An 18,984-nucleotide genomic window follows, 5' to 3' on the forward strand; every position below is an offset into this window, starting at 1 on the left:
AATCAAGTATTTATGATATACAAATCTACGATTTTAACAACAGTTGAGCAAAGATTACCAAGCATAAAAGCCCAAAGACGGGCAAGTTTATTATTTATTTAACTATTTGGTTAAATAATTATATTATCCTATTTTAAATCCTTACAGCTCCTGAATTATATAAGTTAAGGGCTTTTTGTAAAATAATTTCGATTCTGTCTAATGGCAGATCTTCATTAGAATCGACCAGCATAATTTTCATTCGAGAACGTTTATCCTGAACTAAAAAAGATTCATTAAAATAAGATCCTTCTACTATTCCAATATAAGGTTTCTTGCGTTTTTTATCTATCCATAAATAGCAAAACATTTTACCTTTATAGTAAAAAAATGGCATACCATATTTTATTACATTAGTAATATTTTGGTCTCTTCTTAAAATAATATCCCGCAACGCAATTAGTGTTCCTTTTACAGGTTCTTCCTGGTTTAAATAAAATTCATCTAGCTGATTCATCGGCGCATAACTTTTTTTATTGTGCTAAAAAGTACCTGCAAATTTATAAAGGAAGAATCATTATTTATTTAAAAAAAATTAATTTATAAGTAATTTTAACTTAACTTGTAAAGTTTTACTTAAAAAAAAATATTCGTTTTATGCATTTTTAAAAAAAATGCATAAAACGAATACTAAAACATCAAAAAAACAGTTACGATTAAATCAAATATTTAAATTTAGTATTAATCGTGATTTTCAATTTGTTTATAAGCATCGATTACCTTTTTCACTAATCTGTGGCGTACGATATCTTTATCATCGAGATAAATAATACCAATTCCGTCAACGTCTTTTAAAACCAAAATAGCTTCTTTCAAACCAGAAATAGTTCTGCGTGGTAAATCGACCTGTCCTGGATCACCCGTAATCATGAATTTTGCATTTTTTCCCATACGGGTCAAAAACATTTTCATTTGTGAATGGGTTGTATTTTGCGCCTCGTCAAGAATTACAAAAGCATTATCAAGTGTGCGCCCACGCATAAATGCTAATGGTGCAATCTGAATAATTCCTTTTAAAATGTAATCTTCGAGCTTTTCATTTGGCAGCATATCGCGCAAAGCATCATAGAGAGGCTGCATGTACGGATCTAGTTTTTCTTTCATATCGCCGGGTAAAAAACCAAGATTTTCTCCTGCTTCTACCGCCGGACGCGTTAATATGATCCTTTTTACTTCTTTCTCTTTAAGTGCTTTAACAGCCATTGCCACACCTGTATACGTTTTTCCTGTTCCAGCGGGACCAACTGCAAATACCATATCATTTTTTTTAATGGTATCTACCAGTAATTGCTGGTTGGGCGTCATGGCTTTAATTATTTTACCGCCAACACCGTGCACTAAAATTTTGTCATGATCATATGATTTTCTTTCATCCTGACCATCACTCATAATGACACGTTCGATAACATTATCGTCAATGTTATTGTATCTCGTAAAATGAAGCATTAGTCTTTGAAACCTTTTCTCGAATTCATCTAAAACTTCTTTTTCGCCAAATGCTTTCAAAGTAGTACCTCTCGCAACGATTTTAAGCTTTGGGTAATACTTTTTAATTATTTCAAGATGAGTGTCCTGAGCGCCCCAAAAGTCTTTTGGAGCGATGTCTATGAGCTCGATTATTCTTTCGTTCAAATGAGGTAGTTTTAAATTAAAAATAAATTTGTTTTTGTAAATCTATTGCTGTCGGGTTGTTTATATCTTTAAATGCAAATTGTCTTTTGTTTCTTTCAATTTGCATTTAGTATTACTAGATTTGCATATCTCAAATTTAATGAAAATTAGATTTAAAAACTACCAATAGTTATAAACAAAATTATGTCAATAATTACCCTTACTACTGATTACGGCTTAAAAGACCACTTTGTTGGTTCGCTAAAGGGTAAGATTTTATCTGAATATTCAGAGGCTCAAATAATTGACATTTCTCATGATATAGATCCGTTTAATACTGCCGAAGCAAGCTACATTATTGGAGCATCTTATTTAAGTTTCCCAAAAGGAACTGTACACCTTATTGGTGTTGACATTGAGCGCAATAAAGAGAACCAGCATATCGCCATGCAATGGAACGACCATTACTTTATTTGTGCCGATAATGGAATTTTAAGCATGCTTACGCAGAAAATTGTTCCCGAGAAAATTGTTGCCATTAATATTCATGATCGTTTCCCCGCAGAATCTACCGATTTGGATATTTTTATCCAGGTAGCCTGTCATATTGCAAAAGGCGGATTATTAAATGTTATTGGCAAAGAAATTACGGCTATTAAAGAGGTTACAGAATTACAGGCAGTTGTTGCCGGTGATGGAAATTCAATAAAAGGATATGTAATTTATATCGATCATTTTGGAAACGTAATTACAAATATTTCGAAAAAACAATTTTTAGAAATTTCACGTGGTCGCCCGTACGAAATTGTCATGAATACCAAAAACATCAAAACTATTTTACCAAATTATTCTGCAATTGCAACATCTGATAAATATCCAATAAAAACCTACGAAGGCGAAAAACTGGCTATTTTTAATGAAGCCGGATTTCTTGAAATTGCCATTTTTAGAAGCAATCCTTCAAAAGTGGGTTCTGCAAATAGTTTGTTAGGGTTGAATTATCGTGATGTGATTACAATTCAGTTCTTGTAGGGATTTTTGATTTTAGAGTTCAGATTTTAGATTAAATGGAATACAGATTTTGTGGATTGAATAGATTTACACTGATATTCATTCTCATTTCATCATACTAATGAAGAGATTATTTATTGCATTATAAACATAGCACACGGTTTCAACCGTGGGAATGCATAATGATAGGCATTGTGTCCCCACGGTTGAAACCGTGGGCTATATTTGAAATACGATAAGACATTAGAATCCAAAAAAAATATGTATTTATAATATTTTATTTTTTCATAAAAAGAACAATCAAAATTGGTATTTTTGCCCGCTTATTAGATTTTTTCAATCTAAAATCTAATATCAGCAATCTTAAAATCATTATATGTTTGTTCGAATAGTAAAAATGAGCTTTCACGAAGAAAAAATTCCTGATTTTCTGGAAAATTTTGAAACTGTGAAATATAAAATACGAAATGCAGAAGGAAATCGTTTTTTAGAACTGTATCAGGACAAAAATGATAAATGTATATTTTTTACCTATAGTTATTGGGAAACCGAAGCAGATTTAGAAAATTACAGACAATCTGAACTTTTTAATTCCGTTTGGAGTTTTACAAAAAAACTATTCAATGCAAAACCGGAAGCGTGGAGTGTTGATAAAATTGTTTCTTTAGTTTAAAGTTTCAGGTTTCAAGTTATATACTGGATTTGAAAATTGGAACAATTTAACCGCAAAGAACGCAAAGAAAATATTTAAAGGTTTAGAAAACAAAAAGTTAGCAAAGCTGGAACTTGAAACCTGAAACTTGAAACAATATAAATAATTAAAATATAAAAGGTTTAGAAACGTAAAGTTCAAAGTAAAGCAACTTAAAACCTGAAACAAGAAAAACTTGAAACAAAACATATGAAATCAATCATTTTAAGAGAAATAAAATCTTTTTTTGGCTCTCCTATTGGCTATTTGGTTATTGCTATATTCTTAATTAGCAACGGACTATTTTTATGGGTTTTTGAAGGAGATTACAATATACTGAATACCGGTTATGCAGATCTGACTCCGTTTTTTACTTTAACGCCGTGGATTTTAATTTTCCTGATTCCGGCCGTAACGATGAGAAGTTTCTCTGACGAAAAAAAACAAGGAACTCTTGAATTACTTTTAACCAAACCATTGTCAATTTGGGAAATCGTAAACGGAAAATTTTTAGGTTCATTATTTCTGATTGTTTTGGCCATTATTCCAACATTTATATATGTAAAAGTAATTTCTAATTTAGGTTTACCCGAAGGAAATATTGACATGGGCAGTACAATTGGTTCTTATTTCGGATTATTGTTTTTAATAGCTGCTTATTCTGCTATCGGAATTTTCACTTCTACCCTATCCGAAAATCAAATAGTTGCTTTTATCATTGCCGTTTTTTTATGTTTTCTTTTTTATTTTGGTTTTGAAGGTTTAGCAACATTAATTCCTGGTTTCAGCAATATTATTGTCGATTTTGGTATGCAGGATCATTTTAAAAGTATGAGCCGGGGCGTTATTGATACACGAGATGTTATTTATTTTTTAAGCATCACAGTATTATTTTTGTCTTTTACTGTTTATCAATTAAAATCATTTAAAGCCTAATGAAAGCATCCAATCAACAAAATATCAAAGCATTAGGTATTACAGTTTTCGTTCTAATCGTTTTAAATGTATTAGGAAGTTTATTTTTCCACCGATTTGATTTGACAAAAGACAAACGATATACTTTATCTGAAACCTCTTTACAAATTGTAAAACAGGTTAAAAATCCGCTATCAATCAAAATTTATATGCAGGGCGATTTACCTGCAGATTTTAGACGTTTACAACAGGAAACCAAACAATTATTAGAAGAGTTTCAGGCTTACAACGGTAATATTGTTTTCGAATTTGTAAATCCTATGGAAAACGAAGACGAAAGCATGGAAGTCGTAAAATCACTTTACCAAAAAGGTCTTACGCCAATAAATATTACTGTTGACGACAAAGGTAAACAATCACAGGCAATGGTTTTTCCGTGGGCAATTGCCGTTTATGATAATAAAGAAGTTAATATTCCATTACTAAAAAACATAATGGGCGCTTCGACAACACAAAAAGTAATTGGATCAATTCAACATTTAGAATATTCGATTGCAGATGCTATTAATAAAATTACAAAAGCCAAACAAAAGAAAGTTGCCATTATAAAAGGAAACGGTGAAATAAACGAAATTCATATTGCCAAGATGCTGATGCAAATTCGCGAAAGCTATTACATCGGACCTTTTACATTAGATTCTGTTGCTAAAAATCCAACCGGAAGTTTAGAAGCTTTAAAAAAGTATGATTTAGCTATTATCTCAAAACCAACTGAAAGTTTCTCTGATGAAGAAAAACAGGTTTTAGATCAATTTATCATGAACGGTGGAAAAACTTTATGGTTAATTGATCAGGTTGCAGCCGATATGGATAGTCTTTACAATCAATCCGGTGCAACTCTGGCTTACCCAAGAGATTTGAATTTGAACGATATGTTCTTTAAATACGGCTTTAGAATTAATCCTGATTTGGTAAAAGACGAACAAGGAAGTCCAATAAAACTGGCAACCGGAGAACAAGGAAGCGCAACTCAATATCAGGATTTTACATGGAAATTTGCTCCGCAGGTATATCCAACAAGCAAACATCCAATTGTAAAAAACCTGGGCGGAATTAAATTTGATTTTGCAAATCCTATAGATACTTTAAAAAACGGAATCAAAAAAACAGTTTTACTGCAATCGTCTCAATATTCAAAAGTTATCGGAACTCCGGCAGAAATAAATTTGAATATTGTAACCGAAAAAACGTCTCCGGAAGAATATTTAAACAAAGGAAACTTACCTCTTTCGGTTTTGTTAGAAGGAAATTTCCATTCAGCTTTTGAGAATCGTGTTTTACCTTTTAAGGAAAATGATTTTATTGAAAAAGGGAAACCAAATAAAATGATTGTAATTGCAGATGGCGATTTGGCCCGAAATCAATTGGACAAAAACAGGGAGCCGGTTGAATTAGGTTACGATCAGCGTACAGGAAACCTGTATGACAACAAAGATTTTATTATGAATTGTATCAATTATTTGCTGGATGACACAGGACTTATTAACATTAGAAGCAAGGATGTTGAACTGCCATTATTGGATAAAGAAAAAGTTTACGAAAATTACAGCATAACACAATTCATAACTATCGGACTTCCAATTGTAATTTTATTGGTATTCGGGCTTGTATTTACTTACATCAGAAAAAGAAAATACAGCAAATAGATGTTAATAAAAAAATTACGAAACTAAGATTGTTTACGATATATTTGTAAAACCTATCTTAGTTGAAGAAAAACTAAAGAAAAGAGCAAAAAAATAAAACAAAAGACATGAAATTTATAGTATCGAGTTCGTACTTATTAAAACAATTACAAGTTTTAGGTAGTGTAATTAACAGTAACAATACGTTGCCTATTTTAGATAACTTTTTATTTGAACTAGACAATGATGCGTTGACAGTTTCAGCTTCAGATCTTGAAACTACAATGTCTGCTACATTATCTATCGATTCTAAAAGTAAAGGAAGCGTTGCTGTACCTGCCAAACTTTTGCTTGAAATTTTAAAAACGTTCCCGGAACAACCTTTAACTTTTACAGTTGAAGACAACAATACAGTTGAAATTAGCTCTAACTCAGGAAAATATGCATTGGCATACGCAGCCGGAGAAGAGTTTCCAAAAGCTGTAAATCTTGAAGATCCATCTGTAACACTTGTTCCTGCTGATGTTTTGGCAACTGCAGTAAGCAAGACTATTTTTGCTGCCGGAAATGATGATTTACGTCCGGTAATGTCCGGAGTTTTCTTCCAGTTCTCACCAGAAGGTTTGACTTTTGTAGCAACAGATGCTCATAAATTAGTTAAATATGCACGTACAGATGTAAAAGCATCTCAGGTTGCAGATTTTATTATGCCTAAAAAACCTTTGAATATTTTAAAAAGTATTTTAGGATCTTCTGACGCTGAAGTAAAAATTGAATACAACGACTCAAATGCGACTTTCTCATTTGACAATTATATTTTAATGTGTCGTTTAATTGATGGAAAATACCCAAATTACGAAGCGGTAATTCCTAAAGAAAATCCAAATAAATTAATGATCGACCGTTCTTTATTTTTAAGTTCTGTTCGTCGTGTTGCGATTTTCTCAAACAAAACAACACACCAAATTCGTTTAAAAATTGCCGGAGCTGAACTTAATGTTTCTGCAGAAGATATAGATTACTCTAACAAAGCCGAAGAAAGATTGACTTGTGATTATCAGGGAGACGACCTTCAAATTGGTTTCAATTCACGTTTTTTAACTGAAATGTTAACCAACTTACAATCAGACATGATTATGTTAGAGATGTCATTGCCTAACAGAGCTGGAATTTTAACTCCAGTTGATGGCTTAGAAGAAGGAGAAACCGTTACCATGTTGGTAATGCCTGTAATGTTAAATAGTTAACATCAAAACTTCTTTTTGTTACAGGGATTTTTTTTAGTTTCAAATTAAAGACATATCATTGTAAAAAAAAACATCGCTATTAACCAACCATTTTTTATACCTAGAAACCGCAATTTTTTCAAAAGAGTTGCGGTTTTTTATTTTGGGGACTTTTTGTTTCAAGTTTCAAGTTGAAATGTGATAAGATGTTTCGCAGATTTTTACCGCAAAGACGCAAAGTTTTTCGCAAAGTTCGCAAAGCTAATAACACAAGCTTTGCGAACTTTGCGTTTTTACGGACAAAGTAAATCTAAAAAACCTTGCGCCTTTGCGGTAAAATGACAAAGTTGCTCTACCCTCATTTCAACCTGAAACCTGAAACAAACAAAAACCTGAAACAAATTTTTTCCTTAACTTTGTATTTATGAAAATAGAAATTTGGTCGGACATCATGTGTCCGTTTTGTTATATCGGAAAAAGACAACTGGAAACAGCTTTAGCTGAATTTCCAGATGGAGAATTTGAAATTGAATGGAAAAGTTTTCAACTTGACCCAACTATTACGCCACAGTCAGGAAAAGACGTTTACACGTTTCTTGCTGAAAGAAAAGGTATCTCTATTGAGCAATCAATAGAAATGCACAAAGGTGTTGTAGAACGCGCAAAAAGCGTTGGTTTGGATTATCATTTTGATAAGGCAATTATTTCCAATTCACTTACTGCACATCGCATTATACATTTGGCAAAAACCAAAAATTTAGGCGATGAAATGGAAGAGATTTTCTTTAAAGCTTATTTTACTGATGGAAAAGATCTAAATGATGCGCAGACATTAGTTGAATTAGGCTCTAAAGCCGGTTTAGATTCAAAAGAAGTACAAGAAATTATAGAAAATGAAAACCTTTATCTAAACGACGTAAAAAGCGATATTAGAGAAGCTCAGGAAATTGGCGTTCAAGGAGTTCCTTTTTTTGTTTTTGACAGAAAATATGCTGTTTCCGGAGCACAGCCTGTTGAAGCTTTTGTAAATACTATCAGAGAAGTACAGAAATAATTTTGATTTTAGATTAACAATTCATTTTATCAAAACGGATTGTTAATCTAAATTTTATTTTTTCGCAGGAAAATAATTCTCTTTTAAAATAATCTCCAACGGAATATAATTGGTATTTTCTACCGTTTCCTGTAAAACCAATTTTTTATACAAATAATTAACTCCCATATAACCCTGTTCTTCAGGTCTTTGATTGATTAAAAAATCAATTATTCCTTTATTCAAGTATTCTATGTTTTCTTTCAATAAATCGTAACCTATTATACGAACGCCCTTTATATTGTTTTGTTCTAAAAAACGGGCAACAATATAAGCTCTTGAATTAGGCACAAAAACACTGTTTATTCCCGAAAATATTTCCAACGATAATTGATCAATTCCGGAATCTTTAATAGTTACTTCTGAGAATTTAAAATTAGTAAGTTCGTTATGATCTTTAAAAAAAGAATAAAAACCATCAATACGCTGTAAATAAACAGATGTACTTTCTATTTCTCTGGTAATTTTAAAAATCAGAACCTGTCTTTCGTTATTTACCGCAAAACTAATCAGTCTTCCAGCCAGATAACCGCTTTGAAAAGCATCCTGTCCCACATAAGCGTGTTGATCATTACTCGAAATATTTGAATCGATCATAACAACCGGAATATTTTTCTTTTCATATTCGTTTAAAAACCGAACGGATTCTTCATAAAAAATTGGAGCAAACAATAATCCATTACAATCAAAGTCTAATACTTTTTCAACGGTTTTTTTGAATGAAGCTTCGTTAAAATCATAGAAAAAATAATCAAGCACAACGCCAAATTTTCCAAATTCAATGGCAGCTTTTTCTATTCCGGTAATCTGACTTTTCCAATATTCTATATTTTCATACTTAGGCAAAAAAACGGCAAAGCGAAACTTTTTATTTAATGCCAGATTACTCGCCAAAATATTGCGTTTATAACCGTATTGTTCAATTATAGCATTTACTTTATCTACATTATCCTGAGTAACCTGTCCGCGATTATGGATTATTCGGTCAACAGTTCCTGGTGAAACATTCGCTAATTCTGCTATTTTTTTGATTGTTATGATAATGATTTATTTTTTAAGTTAAAAGGGGATTTTTAAGTCTGTAAAATTAATTTTTTTTGGATATGATGAGTTGTTTTAGAAAACTTTTTATATACATTTGTAAAGCTCGTGTGCGTACACGTAAAATTACATAATTTACATACAAAATCGTAAATTATTTGTCTTTTTTGAAATAATTACACATAAAAAAATCAAATACAAAATTTAAAATATGATTATAGACATTTTAAATAATGCAAAGAGATATTCAGGTTTACATCCGAATTTTAAAAAAGCATTTGATTATTTAAGTCAAAATGATTTGAATAATCTTGAATCTGGTTCGTTTGAAATTGCAGAAGGATTAAAAGTAATTGTAATTTCCGGAGAAGGAACAACCAGAGAAGAAAGCATAAAAGGTTTTGAATGTCATGACCAAAATATTGACATACAATATTCTATAAAAGGCCCCGAAACTTTTGCCTGGAAACCAAGAGAAAAATGTGTGAATCCAAACGGGGAATATAGTGATGAAAGAGATGTTCGTTTTTTTCATGACAAGCCGGATACGTTTTTTGAATTGCAGGAAGGACAATTTTGTATCCTGTTTCCAGAAGATGTTCACGCTGCAATGATTGGCGGAGGGATTATTAAAAAAATTGTTATAAAAGTAAAGATTAAATAAATTCCAATTTTTTAAAATTCCAAATTCCAAACTAAAAAATAAATTCCAAATTTTAAATAGCAAATTCCAATCTTAAAATTAAATTTTAAAATTTCAAATCCCAATTTTTAAAGCTTGCGATTGGAATTTGGAATTTAAAAAATTGGAATTTAATCAACACAAATAAACTAAATACATGAATTCAATATTTAACCTTGAAGGAAAAATTGCCCTAATTACCGGCGGTGCAGGCGTGTTGGGAAGCAATTTTGCAAACGTTTTGGCAAAACAAGACGTAATTGTCGGCATTGTTTCTCAATCGATTGATAAAGCCAATAAAACAGTTACTGACATCGAAAGCATTGGCGGTAAAGCTTTTGCGATACAAGCTAACGTATTAAACAAAGAAGAACTGGAAAAAGCCAAAGATGCTATTGTTGAAAAATACGGTCGTCTTGACATTTTGATTAATGCTGCGGGAGGAAATATGCCAGGCGCAACCATTCAGCCCGATCAGGCAATTTATGACATGAAAACTGATGATTTACAAAAGGTAATCGATTTGAATATCATCGGAACCATGCTTCCTTCGCAGGTTTTTGCAGAACTTTTTGCGAAACAAAAACAGGGAATTATTATCAATATTTCGTCGGCATCGGCACAAAGGCCTTTGACGAGAGTTGTGGGTTATTCGGCTTCGAAAGCGGCGATTGATAATTTTACACAATGGATGTCGGTGGAACTGGCTTCTAAATATGGGGAAGGAATTCGTGTAAACGCTATTTCACCGGGATTTTTTATTGGTGAACAAAACAGGGCTTTATTATTGACTCCTGAAGGAAAATTAACTCCAAGAGGAGAAAAAATCATTGAACATACACCAATGGGAAGATTTGGAACTCCGGAAGATATTGATGGAGCTCTTTTATTTTTATGCAGCGACATGTCCAAATTTGTAACAGGAACAATTATAAAAGTAGATGGTGGATTTGCCGCAACGAGTATTTAAAGATTCTGTTTTACGGTAAAATTTCGATTCTTTGATAGCTCATATCTCTATATTGTATTGTCAGGCTGAGCGAAGTCGAAGCCCACGTTCCAATTGGAGTGCCCTTCGACTCCGCTCAAGGTGACACACGATATAAAAATTAGCCCTCAGGATGACATAATATAAAAAATACTTCTTATGAAAACGAGTGCCCTAGCCCCGATAGAAGTGGAAATCCTTTTGTGTAATGAAATGGAGCAAAAGATTGTAACGGATAGCGGGAAATAGCTCCTTAAAAAACTATAAATAATTATACCTACAAGGTTTCGAAAACCTTGCAGGAACTAATAAAAAACATAAAAAATGGAACAAACATTAAGATGGTTCGGCCCAAAAGATCCGGTTTCTTTACAGGATATTAAACAAACCGGAGCAACCGGAATCGTAACCGCACTGCACCATATCCCGAACGGAGAAGTGTGGACTATTGAAGAAATCATTAAAAGGAAAGTTGAAATTGAACACGAAAATGGCGATCCTAAAAAAGGTGCATCGGGCTTAATCTGGTCGGTTGTTGAAAGTATTCCGGTACACGAAGACATTAAAAAGCAAACCGGAAAATACCTGCAATACATTGAAAATTATAAAGAAAGCATTCGGAATTTGGCGTTGTGCGGAATTAAATGTGTTTGCTATAATTTTATGCCGGTTTTAGATTGGTCAAGAACTGATTTATCGTATACAGTTGAAGATGGATCTAAAGCATTGCGTTTTGATATTAATGCTTTTGCCGCTTTTGAATTATTTATTTTGAAACGACCGGGCGCAGAAAAAGAATATTCATCTATTCAAATCGAAAAGGCCACTAAGTATTTTCATGCTATGACGGATGATGATAAAGTAAAACTTCAGCAAAACATTCTTGCCGGACTTCCGGGTGCCGAAGAAGCCTATTCTGTAGAGGATTTTCTGGTTACTTTGAGTGCTTATAACCATATTGACAGAAAAGCATTGAAGGAAAATCTTTTCTTCTTTTTAAAGCAGATTATTCCCGTTGCTGAAAATAAAGGTGTTCTGATGGCGATTCATCCTGACGATCCTCCCTACCCTATTCTGGGTTTACCTAGAGTTGTTAGTACCGAAGAAGATTTAACAGAATTAATGGCAGCGTACAACTCAAAATCAAACGGATTTACGATGTGTACAGGTTCTTACGGCGTTCGTGCAGATAATGATTTACCCGGAATTGTAAGACGTCACGGCGATAAAATGAATTTTATTCACCTGAGAAGTACGCAAAGAGATGAGGAAGGAAGTTTTTACGAAGCCAATCATCTGGAAGGAAATGTGGACATGTACGAAGTTGTAAAAGCAATTCTTGAAGTAGAAAAAAGAAACAACAGCACATTGCCAATGCGCCCGGATCACGGTCACCAAATGCTGGATGATTTGAATAAAAAGACAAATCCCGGCTATTCTGCCATTGGACGTTTGAGAGGTTTGGCTGAATTAAGAGGGCTTGAAATGGGGATTAAAAGATCCATATAAAAAATTTGCCACGAAGGCACTAGGGCGCAAAGTTTTTATTTCACGCAGATTTTGCAGATTTACGCAGATAATTATCCAAATTTAAATCTGCTCAAATCTGCAAAATCTGCGTGAAAAAATCATTTTAATTCTTTAATTCTTGACTTAAAAAACTTCGTGCCTTAGTGCCTTCGTGGCAAAACGGCAAAAAAAAACTAACTATCATAATAACCACAAACCATGAATAGTCAAAGCCTTATTATTTGTTGCAGCCTTTTTGTAAACAGTATCGCATTTAGCCAGCAAACGCCAAAAATACTGACTGATTCAAAAGCAAATTACCTTCCTGATTTTAGTTACGCTGGCTATCATTTCGGCGAAAGTCCAATTCCTGAAGCTACAGGAAAAACTATAAATGCTGTAGATTTTGGTGTAATAGCAAATGACGGTTTGGACGATTCTAAAGCTTTGTTGAAAGCCATAAAAGCAGCAACTGAAACTGAAGGAAATGTGATTCTGCAATTGCCTGCGGGACGAATTATTCTGAGTGATATTTTGTATATCGAAAGAAGCAATTTTGTACTTCGCGGTGCCGGTTCGGGCGAAAACGGAACCGAGATTTATTGCCCGCGACCAATGATGTACCTTAAAAATCCGGAATCGCTGGCAGAACTTCGCGAATATCTAACGACTTTTGATAAAAGACAACGTGAACCTGAAAATAATGTCGATTTGCCTTTTTCGCAATATGCATGGTCGGGCGGGTTTATCTGGACACAAATTCCTGGCGAACGTGTAAAATCGTATCTGGATAAATATGAACCGGTTCCTAATGTTCTGGCGAAAGTCATTTCTGGAAATATGGGCGAACATATTATTTCGGTTTCTGATGTAAAAGGATTGAAAGTTGGTGATATTGTCGAGCTTCAATTGTTTAATAAAGAGGGCGAAAACGGCGAAATTATTACCGATTTATATAAAGGTGCAAAAGTAAAACCGGGTTCACATCATTGGAAATTTCCAAAACTTCCAATCGTAAGACAACAAGTCGAAATCACTAAAATTTCAAACTCAAAAATTACCATAAAAACGCCGTTGACGATTGCGATAAAGCCAAGTTATCAGGCGCAATTGGTTGAATGGAAACATTTAAACGAAGTGGGAATCGAACATATCCGTTTTACTTTTCCTGATATTCCGAGAGTGGCGCATCACGTAGAACCAGGAAATAATGCGATATTTTTAACGCGTGTTTTTAATAGTTGGGTTAAAGATGTCACGATCACCAATGCTGACAGCGGAATTTTAGGCGAAGAAATTTCGAATGTAACCGTTCAGGATATCGTGACCGATGGAAATCATATGGCGCATTATACCGTAACTTTAGGCGGTGTTCATAATGTTTTGGTTAAGAATCTGAAAATCTACAATAAAGCGGTTCATCCGTTGAGCTTCAATACATTTGCGACTAAAAACGTATATCAAAATTGTGAAATATTTGCCGATCCGCTTTTAGACCAGCATTCGGGAGCAAATCATCAAAATTTATTTGATCATATTACGGTGCATATCAGTCCGGATAAAAACAATAGTTATCTATTATTTGGCGGTGGCGGTGCTGATTACTGGAAACCTTCTCACGGGCCTTTCAGTACGTTTTGGAATCTGAATGTTCAGGTTGAAAAACCTTCTGAAATAACAAAACCTGTTTTGCTTTACGGAATGAAAGACGGTCCTTTTGCAAGAATTATTGGCGTGAATGGCAATGCAAAATTCGAAGTAAAATATGAACCTGACGCTTATATTGAGTTTTTAAATATGCCGATGGAGAAAGTCCCTTCGTTGTATGATTATCAATTACAAAGACGCATGAAAAAATAATTTTGCCACAGATTTAAAGATTAATTTCTTTGCATTAAATAGCCACGAATTCACGAATTATTGTGCATAATAATTATAAAAATTCTTGAATTCGTAGCTTTAAAATCTCACCGCAATCTTTGTCAAAGTTTTAAACTTTGACAAAGATAATCACAATAAAATTCGTGAATTCGTGGCTAAAAAAACTTTGTCCCTTTGTTACTCTGCCCCTTTGCACCTTAAAAAAAACCACCATGAAATACAAAATAGCTTTTCTGGTTCTACTCTTTATTTCGGGTAATATATTTTCCCAAAATAAATACCGCCTCAAAAATATCTCGACGACAGATGGGCTTTCACAGAGTTCTGTGATTGCGATTCATCAGGATAAATTTGGGCAAATGTGGTTTGGTACGCGCGACGGACTTAATAAATACGACGGAAGTCACTTTACCATTTTCAGAAATGATGCTGCTGATAAATCGTCTATTAGCAACAACGATATTTTGGCAATCGAAGAAGATAATATGGGCAAAATTTGGGTTGGAACCTACAACGGATTAAATTGTTATGATCCTGTTACGAATACTTTTAAAAGATATTTACATACCAAAAACAATCATACAATAAGCAATAATGCTGTTTGGTCGATCAGGAAAATCAACAACGAAATGTGGTTTGGTACTTCAAAAGGATTGACAATTTACAATAGAAATACAGGAAAATTTACTTCTTTTTTTCATTCTGATAATGATGATGCTACTTTACCGAGCAATAATATCCTTACTATTTTAAAAACCAAAAAAGGAAAAATCTGGGTTGGAACCACAAAAGGTTTATGTGTGGTTAAAAGCAGAAAATTCGGAAAGCTTTCTTTTAGAAATTACCGCTTAAATAATACTGATCTTCTTAATGTTCAATCTATAAAAGAGGACAGTGACGGAAATTTATGGGTTGGAACTAAAAACAAAGGGCTTTTAAAATTTGATACTTCTGACAATAAATTTGTTTCTTTTTTACCTGATAATAAATACAAAGAAATTAATTCTGATATTCGTTCTCTGGCCTTTGATAATCAAGGTTCTTTATGGATTGGAGCTTATGACGGAATTTATATTTTAGGAAAGGACAAAAGCATTCAAAAAATAAATAACAGCAATAATAACAACGGAATCGATAAGGTAAAATCGGTATTTATTGATAAAAAGGGTTCGGTTTGGATTGGCTGTTATTACAAAGGCGTGAATATTTGGGATGTTTCGAATGTTAATTTCTCTAATTATAATCAGAATTCTAAAAAGATTCCGATGAGTTTTGATGTGGTGAGTTCGATTATTTCAGACAAGAATCATAATATTTATTTTGGAACGGAAGGCGGTGGAATTACGATTTTTAACCAAAATACCGAAGCGGTAAGTTACATTAACAGCAAAACGAATCAGACGAATAAAAATGATATTAAATCAATGTGTCTTTCTGAGGATAATATTCTCTGGATTGGAACTTTCTCTAAAGGAATTTCTGCTTACAACATAATTTCTAAAAAAATTGAAGACAACCGAATTGCATCGGATTTAAGTGATTTACTGAAAGAAAGCGGCGTTTATTCACTTAAAACAGAAGGAAATGGAATTTTATGGATTGGAACTTTTGGGAAAGGTTTGATTCGCTATAATACGATTTCAAAAACTTTTCAGGTGATTGGGAACGATATGGCTTCTGCCAATTTCCTGACGAATAATATTGTTCGAACTCTTTTGGTAGACCAAAATAAACTTTGGATTGGAACTCAAAACGGTCTGAATTGCATTTCGCTAAAAGATTTTCAGCAAAATAAATACACAATAAAACATTACTTTTTTGATGCTTCAGCTTTGTCCGGCGATGATATTCTAACGTTGTTTAAGGACAGTCAAAACAAAATTTGGGTGGGAACTAAAGCGAAAGGATTGCATTATTTTGATGGGAAAAAATTCAACAAAATCAATCTTAAAGTAGGAAACACGATTATTACTTCCATTCATTCAATTCTTGAAGATGATGATAAAAATCTTTGGATTAGTACGAATCAGGGAATTATAAAATACAGCACAATCCTGAAAAAGTTAGTTCTTTATGACCAAAAAGATGGTTTGGCAAGTAATGAATTTAATGATAATGCCGCTTTAAAATTAGATTCGAATCAGTTTTATTTTGGAAGTCCGTCTGGAGCGACTTATTTTGATGCCAAAAAAATCTCCTTGAATGATTATGCACCTCAGGTTTTAATTACAAGTTTGAAAATTAAAAATGAGACCATTAATCCAAACAGAAAAGATAAAATTTTGGAGAAAAGCATTGGCTATACCAGAAACATAACATTAGATTACGACAAAGCCAATTTCTCGATCAGTTTTGCTATTCCAAATTACATTCGATCCAAAAACAATCAATACAGTTATCGTTTAATTGGGTTAGAAAATAATTGGACGATTACCAAAAATAACGAAGCCATATTTGCGATTCAGAATCCTGGAACTTATCGATTTGAAGTTCGTGGCGCCAACAATGACGGTGTTTGGAATCACATTCCGACTACTTTAACAGTTGTTGTAAAACCGGCTCCGTGGCGCAGTATCTGGGCGTTTTTATTATACGGAATCATCATTGGTTCAGCATTATACGGTTTAATATGGATTATGAAATCGAAAGCAAGATTAAAACAAAAACTGGAACTGGAATATCTGGAAACCAAACGTATTGAAGAAAACAACCGCGCCAAACTAGATTTCTTTACCAATATTTCGCACGAATTCAGAACGCCTCTAACTTTGATTTTGGGTCCGTTACAGCAAATTTTATCCGATTATAACGGAACAAATGAAATGTACAAAAAGCTGTTGGTGATTGAAGGAAGCGCGAATCATCTTTTGAGTTTAATCAACCGTTTAATGGATTTTAGAAAACTCGAAAACGATCAGGTTAAATTGGAATCGGCAAACGGAAATATTGTCAAATTCACCAAAGAAATCTTTTTGTCTTTTATCGAATATGCCAAAGATGGCGGCTACAATTATACTTTTGAAACTCAGGAAGAAGAGATTTTGGTTTATTTCGATCGTTATAAATTGGAACGTGTTTTTTATAATTTGATTTCGAATGCGTTTCGTTACACACCAAAAGGCGGTGAAATCAACATAAAAATCAATCACGATCACGAGAATTTATTTATTGCCGTTGAAGATTCAGGAGTTGGAATTGCGGATGAACACATTGATAAAATTTTCGATTTGTTTTTTGAAGTTCCGCTTCATAATAATGTTCAGAAAAACTACAATAAAGGAACCGGAATTGGTTTATCAATCGTAAAAAACATCGTCAAACTTCATAAAGGAAATATTGAAGTCACAAACAAAGAAACGGGCGGTGTGGTATTTACTGTCACGCTTCCGTTAGGACGCGCGCATTTACTGGACAATGAAATTATCGAAAATTTTAAAATCAGCGATGATATTGCACAATATTCGGCTCAACTTGAAACGCATGAAATTACCGAATATGAAGATATTGATGATTTTGTGGTTGATGGAGAAAAGCAAACTATTCTTTTAGTCGAAGATCATAAAGTTTTGAGAACTTTTATGAAAAATTTACTCAAAAAAGAATACAACATCATTGAAGCCGAAAACGGCAAAATAGCATTTGAAAAAGCATTGCAACACGTTCCTAATTTAATTATCAGCGACGTAATTATGCCTGAAATGGTGGGAACAGAATTGTGTTCCAAAATAAAAGAAAACCTAAAAACAAGTCATATTCCGGTTATTCTATTGACTTCGAGATCTTCATTGGTTTATAAATTTGAAGGATTAGAAAGCGGTGCCGATGATTATATCAGTAAACCATTTAATCTGATTGAATTTAAACTTCGGGTCAAAAACCTTTTAAATTCAACCGAAAGATTAAAAAAGAAATTTACCAGCGAAGACAATTTTGTTCCGTCAGAAATTACGGTTTCGTCTCTGGATGAAGAATTATTGAAAAAAGCATTCAAAATTGTGGAAGAAAACATTTCGAACGAACAATTTGATATTCCGCTTTTCTGTTCAGAATTGGGCGTTAGCCGAACGATGTTATTCTTAAAAATTAAAGCATGGACGAATTATACGCCAAACGAATTTATTCATGAAATAAGATTAAAACGCGCCGCTCAATTATTGGAACAAAACAAATTGAATGTTTCTGAAGTAAGTTATAAAGTTGGTTTCAACAATCCGAAATACTTCAGCAAATGTTTTCAAAAAAGGTACGGAGAAACGCCGTCGCAATTTGCTGACAAATTTAGCGAAAAAATCTCCTGATGTATTCCTGCAAGGTTTTCAAAACCTTGTAGGTATAGATTTTAAACACAAATTTCACGAACTAATTAGTGGCAATTGGTGAAATTCGTGTTTATATTTCTATGTGTTAGAAATAATTACACTCAACGCTTACCTTCAAATTTTAAAAAATATAAATGAATACCTACAAGGTTTTGAAAACCTTGCAGGAAGAAGAACTTCAATTAATTGCAAATTCTGTAATAATTCCTAAATCCGCATTTTTAAAGGCTTAAAAAAGGGTATCTGTATTTTTAGATACCCTTTTTTGTATTTCTGTATCCTTCTACCCCTAT

At 33.1% G+C, this 18,984-nt stretch carries 14 protein-coding genes; 11 read left to right on the plus strand and 3 right to left on the minus strand.

Translation table 11 applies throughout. The annotated features are described in order from the left end of the window. Positions 1-133: 133 nt before the first annotated feature. Together RT99_RS19710 and RT99_RS19715 are read right to left on the minus strand one after the other, a co-directional pair. Positions 134-496 (minus strand): DUF1801 domain-containing protein, encoded by a 363-nt coding sequence (locus RT99_RS19710; RefSeq protein WP_042566465.1) that lies wholly within the window; start codon positions 494-496, stop codon positions 134-136. Between the two features lie 224 nt (positions 497-720). Then, entirely contained in the window at positions 721-1,671 is a 951-nt protein-coding gene (locus RT99_RS19715; protein WP_042566466.1) for a PhoH family protein, read from the minus strand. A 183-nt stretch (positions 1,672-1,854) separates the two neighbouring features. Here RT99_RS19715 and RT99_RS19720 point away from each other — a divergent pair, with 183 nt between their 5' ends. The 6 genes from RT99_RS19720 to RT99_RS19745 all read left to right on the plus strand — a co-directional run bounded on the left by RT99_RS19720 (position 1,855) and on the right by RT99_RS19745 (position 8,232). Further along, complete coding sequence (locus RT99_RS19720) at positions 1,855-2,682, plus strand: S-adenosyl-l-methionine hydroxide adenosyltransferase family protein (RefSeq protein WP_042566467.1); 828 nt, start codon at positions 1,855-1,857, stop codon at positions 2,680-2,682. Between the two features lie 355 nt (positions 2,683-3,037). Further along, a complete protein-coding gene (locus RT99_RS19725; protein ID WP_042566468.1) occupies positions 3,038-3,334 on the plus strand; it encodes a putative quinol monooxygenase in 297 nt (98 codons plus the stop codon). Positions 3,335-3,562: 228 nt separating this feature from the next. Next, positions 3,563-4,288 carry a gliding motility-associated ABC transporter permease subunit GldF gene (gene gldF / locus RT99_RS19730; protein WP_042566469.1) on the plus strand — a complete coding sequence of 242 codons (726 nt, stop codon included), beginning with the start codon at positions 3,563-3,565 and terminating at the stop codon, positions 4,286-4,288. Next, on the plus strand, positions 4,288-5,973 hold the full coding sequence (gene gldG, locus RT99_RS19735; RefSeq protein WP_042566470.1) for a gliding motility-associated ABC transporter substrate-binding protein GldG: 1,686 nt from the start codon (positions 4,288-4,290) through the stop codon (positions 5,971-5,973). Before gldF ends, gldG begins: the two co-directional genes overlap by 1 nt. A 107-nt stretch (positions 5,974-6,080) precedes the next feature. After that, entirely contained in the window at positions 6,081-7,199 is a 1,119-nt protein-coding gene (gene dnaN / locus RT99_RS19740) for a DNA polymerase III subunit beta (RefSeq protein ID WP_042566471.1), read from the plus strand. Positions 7,200-7,602: 403 nt separating this feature from the next. Continuing rightward, positions 7,603-8,232, plus strand: coding sequence for a DsbA family oxidoreductase (locus RT99_RS19745; protein ID WP_042566472.1), 630 nt, complete (start codon positions 7,603-7,605; stop codon positions 8,230-8,232). A gap of 54 nt (positions 8,233-8,286) precedes the next feature. Here RT99_RS19745 and RT99_RS19750 read toward each other — a convergent pair whose 3' ends face one another. Beyond that, positions 8,287-9,318 carry a substrate-binding domain-containing protein gene (locus RT99_RS19750; protein ID WP_042566473.1) on the minus strand — a complete coding sequence of 344 codons (1,032 nt, stop codon included), beginning with the start codon at positions 9,316-9,318 and terminating at the stop codon, positions 8,287-8,289. 205 nt (positions 9,319-9,523) lie between these two features. Between RT99_RS19750 and RT99_RS19755 the strand changes: the two genes are divergently transcribed. The 5 genes from RT99_RS19755 (at position 9,524) to RT99_RS19775 (ending at position 18,670) form a co-directional block, all read left to right on the plus strand. Continuing rightward, positions 9,524-9,976 (plus strand): YhcH/YjgK/YiaL family protein, encoded by a 453-nt coding sequence (locus tag RT99_RS19755; RefSeq protein ID WP_042566474.1) that lies wholly within the window; start codon positions 9,524-9,526, stop codon positions 9,974-9,976. Between the two features lie 175 nt (positions 9,977-10,151). Next, positions 10,152-10,964, plus strand: coding sequence for an SDR family oxidoreductase (locus RT99_RS19760; RefSeq protein ID WP_042566475.1), 813 nt, complete (start codon positions 10,152-10,154; stop codon positions 10,962-10,964). Between the two features lie 342 nt (positions 10,965-11,306). Then, the gene (gene uxuA, locus RT99_RS19765) at positions 11,307-12,491 is read left to right on the plus strand and encodes a mannonate dehydratase (RefSeq protein ID WP_042566476.1); all 1,185 of its coding nucleotides are present in this window, start codon (positions 11,307-11,309) and stop codon (positions 12,489-12,491) included. Between the two features lie 219 nt (positions 12,492-12,710). After that, complete coding sequence (locus RT99_RS19770; protein WP_042566477.1) at positions 12,711-14,351, plus strand: hypothetical protein; 1,641 nt, start codon at positions 12,711-12,713, stop codon at positions 14,349-14,351. Between the two features lie 233 nt (positions 14,352-14,584). Beyond that, the gene (locus RT99_RS19775; RefSeq protein WP_042566478.1) at positions 14,585-18,670 is read left to right on the plus strand and encodes a two-component regulator propeller domain-containing protein; all 4,086 of its coding nucleotides are present in this window, start codon (positions 14,585-14,587) and stop codon (positions 18,668-18,670) included. The last annotated feature ends 314 nt before the right edge of the window (positions 18,671-18,984 follow it).

Source organism: Flavobacterium sp. MEB061 (assembly GCF_000834715.1).
GTDB lineage: Bacteria > Bacteroidota > Bacteroidia > Flavobacteriales > Flavobacteriaceae > Flavobacterium > Flavobacterium pectinovorum.

What these genes read in the sequence shown, in the direction of transcription:
- RT99_RS19755 (WP_042566474.1), top strand. Translation starts at nt 9,524, where the DNA reads ATGATTATAGACATTTTAAATAATGCAAAGAGATATTCAGGTTTACAT.
- uxuA (WP_042566476.1), top strand. Translation starts at nt 11,307, where the DNA reads ATGGAACAAACATTAAGATGGTTCGGCCCAAAAGATCCGGTTTCTTTA.
- RT99_RS19720 (WP_042566467.1), top strand. Translation starts at nt 1,855, where the DNA reads ATGTCAATAATTACCCTTACTACTGATTACGGCTTAAAAGACCACTTT.
- RT99_RS19760 (WP_042566475.1), top strand. Translation starts at nt 10,152, where the DNA reads ATGAATTCAATATTTAACCTTGAAGGAAAAATTGCCCTAATTACCGGC.
- gldF (WP_042566469.1), top strand. Translation starts at nt 3,563, where the DNA reads ATGAAATCAATCATTTTAAGAGAAATAAAATCTTTTTTTGGCTCTCCT.
- dnaN (WP_042566471.1), top strand. Translation starts at nt 6,081, where the DNA reads ATGAAATTTATAGTATCGAGTTCGTACTTATTAAAACAATTACAAGTT.
- RT99_RS19770 (WP_042566477.1), top strand. Translation starts at nt 12,711, where the DNA reads ATGAATAGTCAAAGCCTTATTATTTGTTGCAGCCTTTTTGTAAACAGT.
- RT99_RS19725 (WP_042566468.1), top strand. Translation starts at nt 3,038, where the DNA reads ATGTTTGTTCGAATAGTAAAAATGAGCTTTCACGAAGAAAAAATTCCT.
- RT99_RS19745 (WP_042566472.1), top strand. Translation starts at nt 7,603, where the DNA reads ATGAAAATAGAAATTTGGTCGGACATCATGTGTCCGTTTTGTTATATC.
- gldG (WP_042566470.1), top strand. Translation starts at nt 4,288, where the DNA reads ATGAAAGCATCCAATCAACAAAATATCAAAGCATTAGGTATTACAGTT.
- RT99_RS19775 (WP_042566478.1), top strand. Translation starts at nt 14,585, where the DNA reads ATGAAATACAAAATAGCTTTTCTGGTTCTACTCTTTATTTCGGGTAAT.
- RT99_RS19710 (WP_042566465.1), bottom strand. Translation starts at nt 496, where the DNA reads ATGAATCAGCTAGATGAATTTTATTTAAACCAGGAAGAACCTGTAAAA.